At 51.0% G+C, this 18,493-nt stretch carries 8 protein-coding genes; 5 read left to right on the top strand and 3 right to left on the bottom strand.

Features of this window, described 5'->3' with window-relative positions; genetic code table 11:
- Together ACO6VE_RS03465 and ACO6VE_RS03460 are read left to right on the top strand one after the other, a co-directional pair.
- On the top strand, nt 1–5,676 hold a 5,676-nt coding region (locus tag ACO6VE_RS03465), incomplete at its 5' end, for a beta strand repeat-containing protein (protein WP_422459715.1).
- A 481-nt stretch (nt 5,677–6,157) separates the two neighbouring features.
- Nucleotides 6,158–11,656: a beta strand repeat-containing protein gene (locus ACO6VE_RS03460; protein WP_422459713.1), complete on the top strand. Its 5,499-nt coding sequence runs from the start codon at nt 6,158–6,160 to the stop codon at nt 11,654–11,656.
- 527 nt (nt 11,657–12,183) lie between these two features.
- Here the strand turns inward: ACO6VE_RS03460 and ACO6VE_RS03455 are convergent.
- From ACO6VE_RS03455 to ACO6VE_RS03445, 3 genes are all read right to left on the bottom strand, one after another.
- Nucleotides 12,184–12,912, bottom strand: a complete 729-nt coding sequence (locus ACO6VE_RS03455; RefSeq protein ID WP_422445818.1) for a tRNA1(Val) (adenine(37)-N6)-methyltransferase — start codon at nt 12,910–12,912, stop codon at nt 12,184–12,186.
- Nucleotides 12,913–12,917: 5 nt separating this feature from the next.
- Nucleotides 12,918–13,799 carry a DMT family transporter gene (locus ACO6VE_RS03450; RefSeq protein ID WP_422459711.1) on the bottom strand — a complete coding sequence of 294 codons (882 nt, stop codon included), beginning with the start codon at nt 13,797–13,799 and terminating at the stop codon, nt 12,918–12,920.
- Nucleotides 13,800–14,033: 234 nt separating this feature from the next.
- Nucleotides 14,034–14,963 (bottom strand): OmpA family protein, encoded by a 930-nt coding sequence (locus ACO6VE_RS03445; RefSeq protein WP_422459709.1) that lies wholly within the window; start codon nt 14,961–14,963, stop codon nt 14,034–14,036.
- A 296-nt stretch (nt 14,964–15,259) separates the two neighbouring features.
- Here ACO6VE_RS03445 and ACO6VE_RS03440 point away from each other — a divergent pair, with 296 nt between their 5' ends.
- The 3 genes from ACO6VE_RS03440 to ACO6VE_RS03430 all read left to right on the top strand — a co-directional run bounded on the left by ACO6VE_RS03440 (nt 15,260) and on the right by ACO6VE_RS03430 (nt 18,142).
- Nucleotides 15,260–15,979, top strand: coding sequence for an ATP-binding cassette domain-containing protein (locus ACO6VE_RS03440; RefSeq protein ID WP_422459707.1), 720 nt, complete (start codon nt 15,260–15,262; stop codon nt 15,977–15,979).
- Nucleotides 15,976–17,127, top strand: a complete 1,152-nt coding sequence (locus tag ACO6VE_RS03435) for an ABC transporter permease (protein WP_422459705.1) — start codon at nt 15,976–15,978, stop codon at nt 17,125–17,127. Before ACO6VE_RS03440 ends, ACO6VE_RS03435 begins: the two co-directional genes overlap by 4 nt.
- 475 nt (nt 17,128–17,602) lie before the next feature.
- Entirely contained in the window at nt 17,603–18,142 is a 540-nt protein-coding gene (locus tag ACO6VE_RS03430) for a hypothetical protein (RefSeq protein WP_422445808.1), read from the top strand.
- Nucleotides 18,143–18,493: the final 351 nt, after the last annotated feature.

Below are 18,493 nucleotides of genomic sequence, written 5' to 3'. Positions count from 1 at the left end.
CCGATGACAGAAACTTCAACGGCCACAGGAACAGCTCCATCAACAAAATCACGGACAGCCACTACAACTCAGGCAACAGTTGATAAAACAGCGATACGCCAATCAACAACCGGGCAAACAGCATTACCACCTGAAACCACCATAACAGAAGGCAACCCTGGTATATCTGACAGCACAACAGCGCCTCCAACCTCAAAAGCCATCTCAACCGCTGCACAAACCAGGCAATCAAGCCAGACTGCAACAACAATCCACGACACCACCTCTCAGGCAGTCACTTCTGGTTTCACGGATGGCTCAGTCGCTTCTTCATCAATGGCTCCTGCATCAACAGGCACGACAACCGAGCAGACAACAACGCAACAACCAATAACTCAGGAAAAAGCACGACCAAAGTCTGATACCACCAGTCAAACAATGACTTCTGGCATTTCGGATAGCACAACGGCTGCTGCACCGCTGACAGAAACTTCAACAACCACAGGAACAACTCCATCAACAAAATCACCAACAGACACTACAACTCAGGCGACCATTGATAAAACAGCAACACATCAATCAACAACCGGGCAAGCAGCACTATCATCTGAAACTACTGCAACAGAAGGCAACCCTGGTATATCTGACAGCACAACAGCGCCTCCAACCTCAAAAGCAATCTCAACCGCTGCACAAACCCGACAATCAAGCCAGACTGCAACAACAATCCACGACACCACCTCTCAGGCAGTCACTTCTGGTTTCACGGATGGCTCAGTTGCTTCTCCATCAATGGCACCTGCATCAACAGGCACGACAACCGAACAGACAACAACGCAACAATCAATAACCCAAGAAAAAGCACGATCAACGACTGATACCGCCAGTCAACAAATAACTTCTGGCATTTCGGATAGCACAACGGCTGCTGCACCGATGACAGAAACTTCAACGGCCACAGGAACAGCTCCATCAACAAAATCACGGACAGCCACTACAACTCAGGCAACAGTTGATAAAACAGTGATACACCAATCAACAACCGGGCAAACAGCATTACCACCTGAAACCACCATAACAGAAGGCAACCCTGGTATATTTGACAGCACAACAGCGCCTCCAACCTCAAAAGCCATCTCAACCGCTGCACAAACCAGGCAATCAAGCCAGACTGCAACAACAATCCACGACACCACCTCTCAGGCAGTCACTTCTGGTTTCACGGATGGCTCAGTCGCTTCTTCATCAATGGCTCCTGCATCAAGAGGCAGGACAACCGAGCAGACAACAACGCAACAACCAATAACTCAGGAAAAAGTACGACCAAAGTCTGATATCACCAGTCAAAAAATAACTTCTTCCATTTCGGATAGCACAACGGCTGCTGCACCGATGACAGAAACTTTAACAGCCCAAGGAACAGCTCCATCTATAAAATCACCAACAGCCACTATAACTCAGGCGACAATTGATAAAACAGCGATACACCAATCAACAACCGGGCAAACAGCATTACCACCTGAAACCACCGTAACAGAAGGCAACCCTGGTATATCTGACAGCACAACAGCGCCTCCAACCTCAAAAGCAATCTCAACCGCTGCACAAACCAGGCAATCAAGCCAGACTGCAACAACAATCCACGACACCACCTCTCAGGCAGTTACTTCTGGTTCTACAGATGGCTCAGCTGCTTCTTCATCAATAACACCTGCATCAACAAGCACGACAACCGAACAGACAACAACGCAAGAATCAATCACCCAGGGAAAAGCACGATCAACGTCTGATACCACCAGTCAAACAAGGACTTCTGGCATTTCGGGTAGCACAACGGCTGCTTCATCGCTGACAGAAACTTCAACGGCCACAGGAACAGCTCCATCAACAAAATCACCAACAGCCACCACAACTCAGGCGACCATTGATAAAACAGCCATACATCAATCGACAACAGGGCAAACAGCCTTATCATCTGAAACCACCGCAACAGAAAGCGACCCTGGTATATCTGACAGCACAACAGCGCCTCCATCTTCAAAAGCAATCTCAACCACTGCACGAACCAGACAATCACGCCAGACGGCAACAACAATCCACGACACCACCTCTCAGGCAGTTACTTCTGGTTCCACGGATCGCTCAGCTACTTCTTCATCAATGACACCTGCATCAACAAGGACGACAACCGAACAGGCAACAACGCAACAATCAATAACCGAGAAAAAAGCACGATCAACGTCTGATACTACCAGTCAAAAAATAACTGCTGGCATTTCAGATAGCACAACGGCTGCGTCACCGCTGACAGAAACTTCAACGGCCACAGCTCCATCAACAAAATCACCAACAACCACTACAACTCAGGCAACAACTGATAAAACAGCAATACATCAATCAACAACCGGGCAAACGGTATTATCATCTGAAACCACGGCAACAGAAGGCGACCCTGGTATATCTGAAACCACAGCAGCGCCTCCATCTTCAAAAGTAAAATCAACCGCTGCACAAACCAGGCAATCAAGCCAGACGACAACCACAATCCACGAAACCACCACTCAGACAGTTACTTCTGGTTCCACGGATAGCTCAGCTGCTTATTCATCAATGACACCTGCATCAACAGGTAAGAGAGCCGAACAGACAACAACGCAACAATCAATAACCCAGGAAAAAGCACGATCAACGTCTGATACCATCAGTCAAACAAGGACTTCTGGCATTTCGGATAGCACAACGGCTGCTTCACCGCCGACAGAAACTTCAACGGCCACAGGAACAGCTCCATCAACAAAATCACCAACAGCCACTAACACTCAGGCGACAATTGATAAGACAGCAATACGTCAATCAACAACCGGGCAAACAGCATTACCATCTGAAACCGCCACAACAGAAGGCGACCCTGGTATATCTAAAACCACAGCAGCGCCTCCATCTTCAAAAGCAAAATCAACCGCTGCACAAACCAGGCAATCAAGCCAGACGACAACCACAATCCACGACATCACCACTCAGACAGTGACTTCTGGTTCCAGAGATAGCTCAGCTACTTCTTCCTCATCAATGACGCCTGCATCAACAGACACGGCAGTCGAAAAGACAACAACCACAACCACAGCACCTGACACCACACCGCAAGAGAAGACCGCCAGTATTCCCAATCGTACAAACCCGACCGAAAACACAACGGCCACGGCAACAACAAATGCTACGTCTTCGCCAAAGACGGAATCTGATAACAACCAACGACTGCGGCGATTCATCAAATCATTCACAGACAAATGCAAAACGATCCATTTACGATTCAATAAAGACATGGCCAAAATCTATGCCGATACCCGCAACAAGGTCCGCCAGGCACCAGCAACCGAGGGGCAACCATTAGACTGTTTGGAAAAAGGGATTCTTCCGGGGGATTCATTGCTCCAACTGAATCAACAATTCAGCAACAAGTTCCTGAATATTTATAAAAATGCTCACCAGTTTATGAAGCATCTGACCCCGGCTGCAATCAGTGAAAAAAATCACCGTACTGTCCAGTCCATCATCAGCGCCAAGGTCATTTCCGAGTTCCAGACAATGTATGCCACGTTCAGCAATGTACGCCTGCAGATGCTGTCAGACCTGGGCTGTAGCAACCAACAACCTCTGGACCGTGCCGCCATCATACGACTTTCGTCTGGTGTTTATACTCCTCCTGCAACGGCCTCCGTGAACACAGATCATCTGCTCAAAGCCATAGAGCAGCAACCACAGTCAGCCAATCCTGACGGCTTTGATCGTTTTTTGAACGACCTGAGCCAAATTCTGCATGGAAAAACTGGCCAGAAACAGCAGACGACGCCGGAAACCGGGAACTCCCGACCACAGGAAAAACCTGAGTCAACGGAAAAAGTGAACAGTGATATCATTGCCCGGCAACACAGGCCCCACAACCAACAGTTATTAATCCGTATCTTGCAACAGGAGCAAGCCCTGTTTCTTGAGAATATCCAGCAACCCGACATAAATCCTGTCAGGAAACTGAAGGGTAATACCGCTCCAACTCCCCCATCCCATGGCATGACCAGTGTCCAGCCTGATCCGGGCAAGACCGGCACACCATTGGCCATAGCCAGTACACCCAGCAACAATGGCCAAACTGCCACGAGTGCCATAACACCGACGAACTATTCAATCACCGACAACCTGACACTGGCTAACATGCTGGCTGCAAAAATCAGCGATCGTCCCATACACCTGAACCACACCATGGCACCAGGAACCCCAGGAAAGAACGCCTCCCCACTTGACCAGTCACCGGGTATGCAGCTGCTGACTAACAGCCTGGCTCTGGCCAGACAACTGCGGACAGAACTCATGGCCCTGGCCAACAATCTGGCCACCCAGGATAAAGATGTCAGTACACACTGGGACCAGGACGATCTGATTAACCTGGCCATTATCCAGACCCTGCCTGAAGCATCCGCTGGCAAGGCAACGGAAAACTTTCTATCAAGCGTTCTCACCTCAACGACATTGGGCATACAACACCAGAAACCTGACAATATATTCCGGGCTGACGGCTCCCTGCGCGGCACTAGCCAGGCACCTGGCACACCACTTTTCTATGATCCATCAACGGGCCAAACCATCGACCACGGTGCAACCAGGCAACTGGCGAGTGTCATGTTAAAGGCTATGGCTGCAAGCCGACTGGCTGAACAGACAACAAATGACGATATACCACAACATCTGTCCAAAAAGATTATTGACCAGGTAGCACAACTGAAGAATCACCGGCCGAAGAGGTGGGCCAATCGATTAAGCCAATTGCTTGGGCTGGAGCAAGGTTCACAGGCCAGCACCAGGGCCTCACTGGCCACACGTTTCAAACAGCGACTGTCGTTTAGTAAAAGTATCAAGATCACACCACCTACCGACATGCCACTGGTCAAAGGTCTGGCCTCCGGTCGTTACAATCAAACCCAGTCCCGCTTTATGAAACTGGCATCGGCCAGGCAACTGGAGCTGCTGAAATCGCTAGCCAGTCAACCCGACTATCTGGGCCTTGACCATTTTTCTGCCCCCCTGGCCCGGTTGGAGGCCGATGTTGCCGTCGCTACACAGACACCATCGCCTATCCCGGCAGGCTCGGATCAATCGTCGGACAGGCAGCCCCCCGATTGGCAAACCTTCCAACTTGATCAGAGAGCCTGGCAACTGTTTACCCATCTGTATAACGCCCGGTTTGAGGCACCGGCAGAAGCCATAGAACGGATAAAAACAGCAGAACTGATCCAGCGCCAGGGCATTGAGCCTCATCCGGATGAGGCCCAGCGTCTCAATCAGCTGGTGATAACACTATTGCCAGTGCGCACCAGTGCCAGTGACCGGGCCCAACTGATCAACACCAGGGGCAAAGCACTGCCAGGGCCAGTGAAACTGCACCAGTTCAACCGGCAACTCATCGGGGAAATTCTCAGCAGCTACGCAACCATCAAGTCACTGGTCAGCAGACAATTCCCGCAGATATTTGGCGATCGGGTTAGTGATGCCCGATTAAAGGATGAGCTGGTCTCCCAGATAGCAAGGGCGAGTTTGCAGAAGCTTAAGGGCAAAACGACAACCGGTCAGTGGCAACAGGCAGTGACACGGCAAATGATCAGTGAGTTTGCTGATTTCCGTAGCGACCAGGCTGAAGCCAGCTGAAAAAACAGTTGGGCTCTTTTCGTATTGCAGACTGCTGATGTCATAAATCAGGCTGGAATCCTCCTGTGGCAGGGCTTGGCAATATTTAGCCAGCAGTTTCCTGAAGGCATTGTATATCAAGGCCTTTGGCCAATTTTCATTGCAGAGCAGTCTGTAACCCGAAAAGAGCCAAAAAAAACATAACCCGGGAACTTTTACGTCACTGCATAAACGAACAAGGGAGTGCGTCGTCATTTTTTGTGCACTTTCTAATGTACTGTTATGCACTACTACATCATTTCAAGGAGATTGACGTGTACCAACTCCGTTCATCCTGAGCGGAGTCGAAGGGTGTTGGCACGATCTATCATGGCCCGGAGTTTGCGCCCTCCGATGCTTCGACAAGCTCAGTACTCAGGACGAACGAAGTGCAGAGGCTTGTGATAACTACAACCCGTCAAACTCATTGAAACCATGTACTACAACATCAGGAGTCCTGTTTATGATTCAGCAATCCAATCAGCAACCCATTCAGCAATCAATTCAGCAACCAATTTGCGACAGCGCTTCCCAATGTTCAGGGAATGGCACCGAACGTTCCTGGCTCGGCCATGGCGTTGCTATTTCTAAAGCATTTGTGAAATCATTGATTCCAATGGAAGACCCTTGCCTCAGTTTCAATTCCCGCAAAGCAGTGAAAGATCTTTTGCGACTGGCCACAACAACTATCGTGCCGTCGAGTTCCATCCTTTTCATGGCGAAAGATATGGCCAATGCCTGGTCCGGGAGCGGTTTGCCCGGGCCGGATGCAAAACCGGAATTACCACAGACATCAAAAGAAACCCGGGAAGAGGCTCAGGAAAAAGAACCCGGCTCGGAAGACGTATCCCTTCAACAGCCATCCACAGCCCGCTATCAAGGGAGTCAGGGAGCCAAGGGACTGCTTGCCCTTGGCACGCTGGCCAGTTCTTTTCAGTATGCGAATTCGAAACAGATTAAAAATGCAGAAGACCTGGGCAAGATTGGTCGAGATCCCGAATTTCCACCAAACGGCAAATATCAACAGACAGCGGATATTGTTGTCAATAAAGACCATAAACCCATTGGCACATTCACCGGCGATTTCGATGGGCAGTGCAATACCATCAGCGGCCTGTCTGCCTGTTTTGTTGACACTCTGGAAGGCAGCATCAGGAACCTTCACTTTACTGGTGCCAATATAACTTCCCAGAAGACGACCGGGTTAGCAGCCTGTGTTGTTGATGATACTGGCACAGTCAGTAATATCCGGGCGAAAGATGTTCATATTCTCACCAATGGTCATAAAAGTTACGCTGGCATCGGGGGGGGGGAGGTTAAAGGAACGGTTGGCAACACCACGGCGGTGAACAGCCATGTCAAAACCACGGGTCAAGAGGCAAACGCCGGCATCGGGGGGGGGCTGGTTAAAGGAACGGTTGGCAACACCACGGCGGTGAACAGCACGGTCGAAACCAATGGTTATTATGCACACGCCGGCATCGGGGGGGGCATGGTTAGCGAAGGAACGGTTGCCGACACCACGGCGGTGAACAGCAGGGTCCATACCCGGTTTACCGCTGCAGGCGCTGGCATCGGGGGGGGGATGGTTAGCGGAGGAACGGTTGACAACACCATGGCGGTGAACAGCCGTGTCGATGCCGCCACTTTGGAAAGAGCCGGTATCGGGGGGGGGGGGGTTCCCAATTCAGATTGGGTTACCAATACCAAGGCGGTGAACAGTTTTGTCAATGGCAAAAAAAAGAATTTTGGATCTATCCCCAATGATCAGCTTTTTTGCCAAAAAGCAGACCTACGAGTGTTAGCAGCCAATTGCTCTATCAGAACTGAATTTCAGGATTCGGGTTTTTCGTATAATGATGCTTGCCCGGGAAATGGCACTACAGCGTCAACAGACGCTACAGTATCAACAACCGCTTCGGCGTCAACAACCGCTAAAGAGTCAACACCCACTACAGCATCAACACCCATAAAGATTAATGATACAGAAACCCTGGGCAAGATTGGCCGACATCCCGACTATCCACTAGACGGTACCTATCAACAGACAGCAGATATTGTTGTCACTAAAGACTATCAATCCATTGGCAATGCTACCCATCCATTCACCGGGGAGTACGATGGGCAGCGCCGTACCATCAGCGGCCTGTCTGACTGTTTAGTTGATACTCTGAAACAAGGCAACATCAGTCGCCTTGGCTTTACTGATACCCATATAAATTCAACGAAGACGACCGGGGTGGCAGCCTGTACTGCGAATGGCACAGTCAGTGATATCCGGGCCGAAAATGTGCATATTTCCACCTCGGGTGACAATGCATACGCCGGCATTGGGGCGGGTTTGGTTGGTGGTGGAGGAATGGTTACCAACACCACGGCGGTGAACAGCACGGTCGAAACCTCGGGTGAAAATGCACTCGCCGGCATCGGGGGAGGGGGCGTTTTTGGAACGGTTGCCAACACCTCGGCAGTGAACAGCAGGGTCGAAACCTCGGGTGAAAATGCACACGCCGGCATCGGGGGGGGGAGCGTTTTTGGAACGGTTGCCAACACCACGGCAGTGAACAGCACGGTCGAAACCTCGGGTGAAAATGTACACGCCGGCATCGGGGGGGGGGGCGTTTTTGGAACGGTTGCCAACACCACGGCAGTGAACAGCAGGGTCGAAACCTCGGGTGAAAATGCACTCGCCGGCATCGGGGGAGGGATTGTTTGGGTCGAAGGAACGGTTGCCAACACCACGGCGGTGAACAGCAGGGTCGAAACCTCGGGTAAAAATGCACTTGCCGGCATCGGGGGGGGGGGGGTTTGGGTCGAAGGAACGGTTGCCAACACCACGGCGGTGAACAGCACGGTCGCAACCTCGGGTACACATGCAGACGCCGGCATCGGGGGGGGGATTGTTTGGGTCGAAGGAACGGTTGCCAACACCACGGCGGTGAACAGCACGGTCGAAACCTCAGGTACAGATGCAGACGCCGGCATCGGGGGTGGAGACGTTAGAGGAACGGTTGCCAACACCACGGCGGTGAACAGCTTTGTCAATGGCATTAAAGAGAATTCTGGATCTATCTCCAAGGATCAGCTTTTTTGCCAAACAGCAGACCCACGGGTGTTAACAGCCGATTGCTGTTTGAGAACTGATTTCCTGGTTGCATTGGATTCGTCGTACAGTGATGCTTGCAAGATAAAGATTAAAGATACAGAAACCCTGGGCAAGATTGGCCGACATCCCGACTATCCACTGGACGGTACCTATCAACAGACAGCGGATATTGTTGTCACTAAAGACTATCAATCCATTGGCAATGATACCCACCCATTCACCGGCGAGTACGATGGCGATTATCACAGGATCGACAACCTGACTAACTGTTTTGTTAAAAAGCTGCACCAAGGCACCGTTAGCAAGCTTCACTTTACCGGTGCCCATATAAACTCCGAGGGGCCCACAGGTCTGGTGGCCTGTAAAGTTAATGGCACAGTCAGGGATATCCTGGCCGAAAATGCACATATTTCAACCTCGGGCAGGAATGCACCCGCCGGCATCGGGGGGGGAGAGGTTTTCGATGACGGCACGGTTGCCAACACCACCGCAGTGAACAGCACGGTCGAAACCTCTGATTGGTATTCAAACGCAGGCATCGGGGCGGGAAGGGTTGGTGTCGGAGGAACGGTTGCCGACACCACCGCAGTGAACAGCAGGGTCGAAACCTCGCAATACAGTGCCGAGGCGGGTATCGGAGCGGGACTGGTTAAAGGGACGGTTACCGACACCCTGGCGGTGAACAGCACGGTCAAGACCTTGAGTTGGGGGTCAGATGCCGGCATCGGGGCAGGGCAGGTTGATATTGGAGGAAAGGTTGCCGGTACCACGGCGGTCGATAGCAGGGTCGAAACCGAGGGTTTTTATGCATACGCCGGCATTGGGGGAGGACAGGTTGAAGGGATGGTTACCAACACCACGGCGGTGAACAGCAGGGTCGAAACCTCAAGCTCGGGTGTCAATGCATGCGCCGGCATCGGGGGCGGGCAGGTTAAAGGAACGGTTGCCAATACCATGGCGGTGAACAGCACGGTTGAAACCTCGGGTGTCCTTTCAGGTGCCGCCATCGGGGGAGGGCTGGTTAAAGCGGGAGGAAGGGTTGCCAACACCACGGCGGAGAACAGCAATGTCACAACCTCGGGTAACGCTGCACACGCCGGCATCGGCGGAGGGGAGGTTGATATTGGCGGCACGGTTGCCAACACCAAGGCGGTAGATAGCCATGTCAGAACCTCGGGTATGAGTGCATGCGCCGGCATCGGCGGGGGGGAGGTTGATATTGGCGGCACGGTTGCCAACTCCACGGCGAGGAACAGCACGGTCGAAACCTCGGGTGAGGGTGCATACGCCGGCATCGGGGGCGGGCTGGTTAAAGCTAAAGCGACGGTTGCCAACACCTCGGCGAGGAACAGCACGGTCGAAACCTCGGGTGAGGGTGCATACGTCGGCATCGGGGGCGGGCTGGTTGAAGCTAAAGCAACGGTTGCCAACACCACGGCGGTAGATAGCCATGTCAGAACCTCGGGTGACAAAGTTTACGCCGGCATTGGGGGTGGGGAAGTTAGAGGAACGGTTGCCAATACCAAAGCGGTGAACAGCACGGTCAAAACCCTGGGTGAATATGCATACGCCGGCATCGGGGGTGGTAACGTTGTCGCTGGAGGAATGGTTGGCAACACCACGGCGGAGAACAGCACGGTCAATACCTCGGGTGAGAATGCATACGCCGGCATCGGAGGGGGGCAGGTTTCCGATCTGGGAACGGTTGTCAACACCACGGCGGTGGATAGCACGGTGGAAACCTCGGGTGAGAGTGCATACGCCGGTATCGGGGGGGGGAATGTTTACTTTGGAGGAACGGTTGGCAACACCAGGGCGGTGGGCAGCACGGTCAAAACCACAGAAGACCAGGCATACGCCGGCATCGGGGGGGGGTATGTTACAGGAAAGGTTGGCAACACCGCAGCGCAGGGTTGCACGGTCAAAACCTCGGGTGACAATGCATACGCTGGCATCGGAGGGGGCAATGTTGTCGCCAGAGGATCGGTTGCCAACACCATGGCGGAGAACAGCATGGTCAACACCACGGGTAAAAATGCCTACGCCGGCATCGGGGGGGGAGTGGTTTTCAATGGAGGAAAGGTTGCCGACACCGAGGCGGTGGGCTGCACGGTCAATACCACGGAAACGGAAGCATACGCCGCCATCGGGGTGGGATTGGTTGACTATAGAGGAGAGGTTGCCAACACCAAGGCGGTAGATAGCCATGTCAGCACCTCGGGTGAGTACGCACACGCTGGCATCGGGGGTGGGGAGGTTAACAATAGAGGAACGGTTGTCAACACCACGGCGGAGTACTGCACGGTCAAAACCTCGGGTAAAAATGCACGCGCCGACTTCGGGGCTGGGCAGGTTAACTATGGAGGAATAGTTGACAACCCCACGGTAGTGAACAGCACGGTCGACAGTGCCGTCACCGGGGCACACCACCGCGGGCGGAGGAGTGTTGGCGATGGAGGAATGGTTGCCGACACCGGGGTACACCACGGCATCGGGCACAAGAGTGTTGGCGATGAAGGAATGATTGCCGACATGGACGGCAGTAATGCCGCTACAGCGTCAACAGCCGCGGCGATGGGAATTACCACAGGTTCCCTTCTGGCTGCGGGCGGATTGGGGATTGCCGGCTATTCAACCTATCAATGGGTTACTGGTTACCAGGATGGGTTGCGTGGTAAGGAGCTGGCGATGAAACCACTTACCCGTGGTAAAGAACTGGCAAGCGCTGCGGTCAACTCGGTATCCCAGGGTATTAAGGGAATCCGGGAACGAATGAACAGGCAGAGTGTTCCTGTGCAGGAACCAGCCCGTGAAATAAATGAACTCGGTACAGAGTGGGACGGCTTGATAAAGTAGCTGAGATGGACAAACGTTTTAATCAGTGATCACAACTGGAATAATCCTGACTGATACCCGTCACCAAAAAAAACGAGGCTCCTACTACCAAAGGAGCTTTTTTTTAGAAATCAGTGCCATATATGGTCTTGAAATTTGAATGTGTTCAAAAAAATTAAACCAGCGTGGGTATTTTGCGGCGTGTTTCTGGTCACGTTGCTATGGGCAGTGGAGTTTGATAACCGGCCACGAGTCCGACTGGCCATTCCCTACTCATCCGATCATCTTAATTCATCAATCAGTGAGCAGGTCATGCAAAGTGACCGGAACATTGGCCTGAGGTCTGACGAACTTGCATCGAATATCATGGCTGATTACTAGTGTGCGGCTGCAATGCAATTGATGGTTAATGATTCCCAAACTCCGTTCGTCCTGAGCGGAGTCGAAGGGCGTAAACACCATACCTTGAAAAAGACTGTGCCAATCACCCTTCGACTTCGCTCAGGGTGAGCGGAGATTGTACACATCAAACTCATCGCAATGATGTGCTAGAGAGCCAGATAATAAGGTGACATCAACTGCCTGGTTTCTTCCGTGTAGTGAGGAGGCTGGGTATATATAGTGACCGTCTCCTCGTGCGTTTCCAGAGGTTTATCCCGGTTTAACACCAGGATATAGCGGTGGTTCCCATGACGGCTGGAAGAACGCAGCCCAATCTGCTTTATCAGACCCAGTCCTTCCGTGGCAGCCGCTTTCAAAAAATGCTGTGTGGAATCCACGGGCAGTAAAATCCAGGCTTCGCCAGTGGTCGCCAAATGCCGGGAAATCACCCTGGCAAGATCCGTAAAACTCAGGCTGTCGGTATGACGGGCCATGTTGCGTCGCTGGTCGTCCCCCTTGAAGGATTGTTGAAAAAAAGGCGGGTTCGAAATGATACAGTCAAAGCGTTGCTGACTGGTGGCAGAGAATATCTGGATAGCGCTATTGACCAGTTGCAGCTGATCGGCCCAGGGACTGGCGGCAAAGTTAAGGACCGCTTGTTGTGACGCTTCTTCATCCAGCTCCACGGCCGTGATTTTCCCATTGCAGTTCTGAGCAGCCATCAGGCTGAGCAGCCCGGTGCCTGCACCAATATCCAGAATGGACTGGCTATGTCGTAAGCCGGATGACTCAGCAATAAGCGCACCAAAGATGCAGGCATCCGTGGTGACTTTCATGGCGCATTCACCCTGGTCAATTCTGAACTGCTTAAAAGCAAAGTAGCTGTTTCTGGCCATGACGTTTATTTTCTACTCAAGTGCTGCTGAGCCAGAACGGCAACAATAATCATAATCAAGCCAGCATAGGTGGCCGGATAGATAGACTCACCAAGAATATTGGCGATGAAAATCAGTGATAGAAACGGACTGAGGTAGCTGATATTGCTGACCATGGCAGTATTGTCCGCCAGTTTAAGGGCTTTCAGCCACAGGATATAAGCAAAGCCCATTTCAATCAGACCAACATAGGCCGCTGCTGCCAGACCTTCAGAGGCAATGGGCCAGAAATCGGAGAAGAGGGCGGTGGCACCAATAATCCAGGGCAGTCCACAGAGGAAGCAGATCAGCAGGCCAACCACAGGATCCCCTTCGCGCCGGGTATTCAATAGCCAGTAAAGCGCCCAGATAATGGTGCTTGACAGTGCCAGAATAACACCGATGGGACTGGCGAAATTAAGACTTTCAAACTCCCCACGGGTACAGATAAGCAATACACCCCCGTAGGCCAGCAGGCAGCAGAGCAGGCTGGTAAGCGACAGTTTTTTACCCAGCAAAGGAACGGCAAGCAGGGTCAGTGCCATTGGCCAGCTGTAGTTTAATGCCTGCGCCTGTTGCGCCGGAAGCAGGTCGTAAGCGCCGAACAGGGCAACGTGATAGAGAAAAGGGTTTAACAGCCCCAGGGCCAGGAATAATCCCGATGATTGTTTGAATTGGGAGACAACTAAACCAGCCTTTCCCTGAATCATGACAATGATGGTAAGCAGGGTGGTGGAGGTTGCCACGGACCAGAATACCAGCTGCCATGGGTCGAGATATTTAAGGGCTATTTTAAAGGCGGTGGCAATGGTCGACCACAATAAGGCCGTGGCCAGGGCGTAGAAACAGGCTTTGCTATTGTCTGTCATGGATGCTGCTTGGAGACTTTGGGTGAGTAGGTTTGAGTATTGACCAATACTATCTCACAGGCTCCAAAAGAAACAGGTAAGGAATTGTCGCGGAATAAGTTCCGCCGTTGGCTGAGACTTGCTCGCTACCCGCTTCCCAAAAAAGCACAAGTGGCCTGTCTTTTTCGGGCAGCGGGTAGCGCTTATTGAAATGTCGAAGTTATTAAACAACAGTTCCTGAATAGTTAATGAAGGTTACCCTTCAATGGTGATGGTCACGTGACGGTTGTTTCTCCGGCCTTCTCTGGTTTGATCTCCGCTCTCCAGTACACCACCGGCCACGGCTTTGATGCGATTGCCACTGACGCCACGCTCTTCCAGGTATTGTTTGACACTTTCAGCCCTGCGCAGTGCCAGTTTTCGGTTGTGTTCCAGCGGGCCGGTTGAGTCGGTGTAACCAACAGCTGTCAGATGAATGTCAGACTTTTGTTTGGCAACATCAGCGATTTTGTCCAGCGCCTGACGGCCCGGCGGGTCAATGTCTGCTTTATCAAAGCCAAAGTAAACCATTCCCAGTTCTCTCTGTAGTGGGCAGCCATCCGCATCGACGGGAATGCCTTCGGGGGTATCCGGGCACTTATCACTGTCATCGGGAACACCATCCCCATCACTGTCGATCGGGCAGCCATATTGGTTAACCGCCATATCGACAGGGGTATTGGGGCAGCGATCCATATTGTCTGGTACGCCATCACCGTCGGAATCGGGGCAACCGTGAGCATCCACTGTGACACCGTAAGGGGTGTTGGCGCACTTATCCAGGTAGTCAGGAACCCCGTCATTATCGGAGTCTACCGGGCAGCCACTGTGATCGACGGTTACGCCTTTGGGGGTGTCTGCACAGCGGTCTTTGTTATCAGGAACACCATCGTGATCACTGTCACTGCCAGTCAGCGCACAGATAGCGGTACCGACCAGGGCACCACCTATAGCACCATAAGCGGCCGATTTACCTCTGTCGGATGAACTCGTACTGTTGGCTGCAGCGCCAACAAGACCGCCGGTACCCGCCCCGATCAGGGCACATTGGCTCCACCGGTTCAGATGGCCATCACTGGCGCAGCCAGCAAGAAAAAGGGTGATGATGAACAGTGTTAGTGTTTTAAGGGGAGTGATGAAGGGCATGAATCAAACTCCGGGTGTGTCAAGTTAGGGAAGGGTTGACGTCTAATCGGGTAGGGATTTCTCGCGCAGATAAAACAGACAGGTTATTGGATGACTGGCAGCTTCGAGTATAGGCCAAAATATTCACTGCCAGAGTCTCTTTCCATATGAAATGAGCCTGTTGTTTTCCATGATCAGATTATGAAGCCCATTACAGGTGCTTATCTTTATTGGCAGACGACCGATAACCATGACCATGAAAACCAGGATCGTTGTTTATCCTGACTGCGGGTCTTTATCAAGGCGGAAATATTAAGATGACAAATGTCCAGGCCGTTGCCATTCATGACCTTGAGCAGAGTATTGGTGAAACTGAAGTTTTGCGAATTCCGGAGTTGGTTATTGATGCTGGTGAAACGGTGTGCCTTCAAGGCAGGAATGGCTCTGGCAAAACCACCCTGTTAAGAGCCCTGATGGGGCTTGTTCGCTTTAACAGTGGTGACCTGATGGTTCTGGGCAATGATATGAGAAAAATTGGCACCTCCTCTCTGGAAAGACTCCGTGCCGACTCTATCGGATTTATTTTCCAGCATTATCGGCTGGTGCCATATCTAAGTGCATTCGATAACATTTTGTTGCCCTGCTATTTCTCGGCGAAAAGGCGGTCTGAAGCAGAAAGGAAATCTGAAACGGCCGCCAAGGATGCCATTCGTCTGATTCGCAAGCTCAGCTTAACAGACCCGTCACGGCTATCAAAAAATGCTGCGCAATACAGCGCCGGTCAACAGCAACGCTTTGCCATTGCCCGTGCGCTGATCGGCAAGCCTGAAATGGTGTTGGCGGATGAACCGGCTTCGGCTATGGATTGCAAGGGGAAGAAAGCCGTTTACCAGCTGTTACAGGATGAGTGTCGTGCAAGTGGAGCCACACTGATCTGTACCACCCATGATGAAAACGGCATTGATGGTTTTGACCGGTATGTGAACATGGATACCTTGAACCAGGCAAGGGAGCGTGAAAACCGATGGTCATTATGAAGATTATGCGCAGAAGCCTTGGTCAGAGAGCCGGACGCACAACCATTTCGATTCTGGCTCTTGCTTTCAGCATTGCGCTTCTTCTGGTGATCAGCCATATTCATGAAGCTGTACGATCCTATGCCCGACAGGTGTCTTCAGGTGCAGACCTGATTGTCGGAGCGCCTTCACAGCCAGCACATCTTGTCCTTTACAGCCTTTTTCGCATTGGCCCTCCTCCTCCGGTAATATCCTGGGATCTCTATGAAACCATTGCTGAACTGAAGGATGTGGAGTGGGCTGCGCCGGTGTCTACCAACGAAAGCCATCTTGGATATACAGTGACTGGCAGTACTGCACGTTATATGGAAACGCTGCAGCTGAAAGCCCTTAATTTTATTGGCAATGGATCAGGCACGGAGTTCAGAAATCATCGTTCGGCATTTATTGGTGCCAGACTGGCGGGAGACTATCAGCCCGGAGAAACCCTGAAGATAGCCAATGGCTTTTCACCCTCATCAAAAGATGAGTATCAAACGCCATTTATTATTCAGGGGGTTTTAATGGAAACCGGAACCTCACTGGACAGTAATATTTTAATTCCTATTGAAGGGCTGCGAAAAATCCGAAAAGCCCATGGCATAAAAACTGATCATCTTAATTTCATTTTGATAAAATTGCGCCATCACCACACCCTCTTTAAGGTGCAGAAAGAACTGAAGTCAACCTTCAATACACCACTTGAAGTAGTGATTCCTGCGTTAGAACTGGAAAAGCTTGGGCACTATCAGCGAATGCTCAATAATGTGTTTATGGCCATGAGTTTTATCATCGGATTGCTCTCTTTGATGATGATGTATTTTAATCTTTCTGCCGGTTTTGCCGAGCGAAAACAGGAAGTCGAACTGCTACGAATGGTAGGGGTAAGCCCGTGGCAGCTGGCAGTCCTGACATTGGCAGAACCGATGCTGCAAATCCTGTTTGCTCTTTGTTCTGGTGTTGTTCTCTATAAAGTATCGACTCTGTTCCTGGGGGGCTGGATTCCTGTTGTGAGCAGCATCGCACTGCCTTTTGAACAACTGCTTTGGTTGTTGTCGCTGTTTTTACTGGGTTTTCTGGTGGCCTGCCTGCCGGCATGGCGAATCTATGGTTTTTCCCGAAGAACTTAGATTGAATGGTTTAAGGCGGTATCCATGGATGGGGCTGCCACCATAAGTAGCTAACCATATGAAATCATATATTTCTGACTCCTTGTGCTGGCACTCTGCTTCGTTACAACTCCGGTCACATAGCTACGGCTATGCTCCCTCCGTTGTGCCTCGCATAGTACCAGCCCAAGTAGCCAGAAATATTCGATTCCATATGGCCAGCTACTTAAACGTTGAGAATCCTGTTATCTGTCACTGCGTATACCTTCATCTTTTATACAACAACCTGCCAATAAATTTCATCACGTTCGCAGAATTCAAACGTCAATCGATCTATATCTATTGATGATGGCTTGCAAGCTACATTCCCTGTTAAAAATCATAGCAATAATGTCTGACAAATTATGAGAAAAATACTCTAAAAAACATTGAAACCAATTAGAGGTAGTCAAAGTCTATGGTAGGTGTCTACTAAAGAAAAAAGAGGTTTTTATTTATGGACAGCTTGTCATCTTTACCAGCCACCACCCAGCCATTGACAACCTCTGCAAATTCGCCGGGTTCAAATGGTGCGGCAATAACCGTTTCTTCCAATATAGCTGGAACGGATACTGTAACAGTGGCCTCAGGGGATACGAAGAATGAAATGCCAGACAAAGCACCAGGAAAAGAAGGAGGGGCTGTAGGTGATTCAATAAGTGATAAAACCGTTAAGGAAACCAAAGCCGACGCTCAAATGAGTGACAAGGGGGCAGGTGATGCAGAAGAAACGGGCTCTGAAGAGAGTGCAGCAGAGGCAGGAGTAACTCCGAAAGAGTCTGATGAAAAGGAACAGCTTAAATCAATGACAGACAAGCTCCAGTCTGCTCAGATAGATGATGGCTCAGAGGCTCCGGAAGCTGCTGCAGAGCAACCCGAACCGGAGAAAAATGATTCTCCGGAAACTGAAGGTGAGACTCAGGGCGCGGATGAAGGTGCGGAACCTGACGAAGTCATCGAAAACACGCAAGAAGAAGGAAAAAAGGAGGAAAATTGATGGTGTCTGGCTCTTGCGATGCGCTGAAAGCGATGGCTTGTTAATCGGCTGTTTAAGCAAGAGACGCTTTAAAACTGAGTTTCAGAAGAGCCTTGTTGTCAAGCAAGGTATCTTCTGCTGAAAATGGTCGTGTAGATTATTGTCAGACTTTTGCTTTGCTCTCTCATTGATCAATTCGCTATTACTGCACAATAGCAGTGCAGTCTATCCTCCAACAGGCTCATAGTATTCCATTGGTGATTACCTGCGTTCCCATTGATAACCTCGCTATCAGTTCACTGTTGTGTTTAACGAGGTATCCGGAGTCATTACACACCTCAATTGGTATGAAACTTGTATACTAAAATAATA

Origin of the sequence: Endozoicomonas sp. ALB115 (assembly GCF_049310245.1) — a bacterium.
Lineage (GTDB): Bacteria > Pseudomonadota > Gammaproteobacteria > Pseudomonadales > Endozoicomonadaceae > Endozoicomonas.
This window is presented reverse-complemented; position numbering and strand designations above follow the sequence as displayed.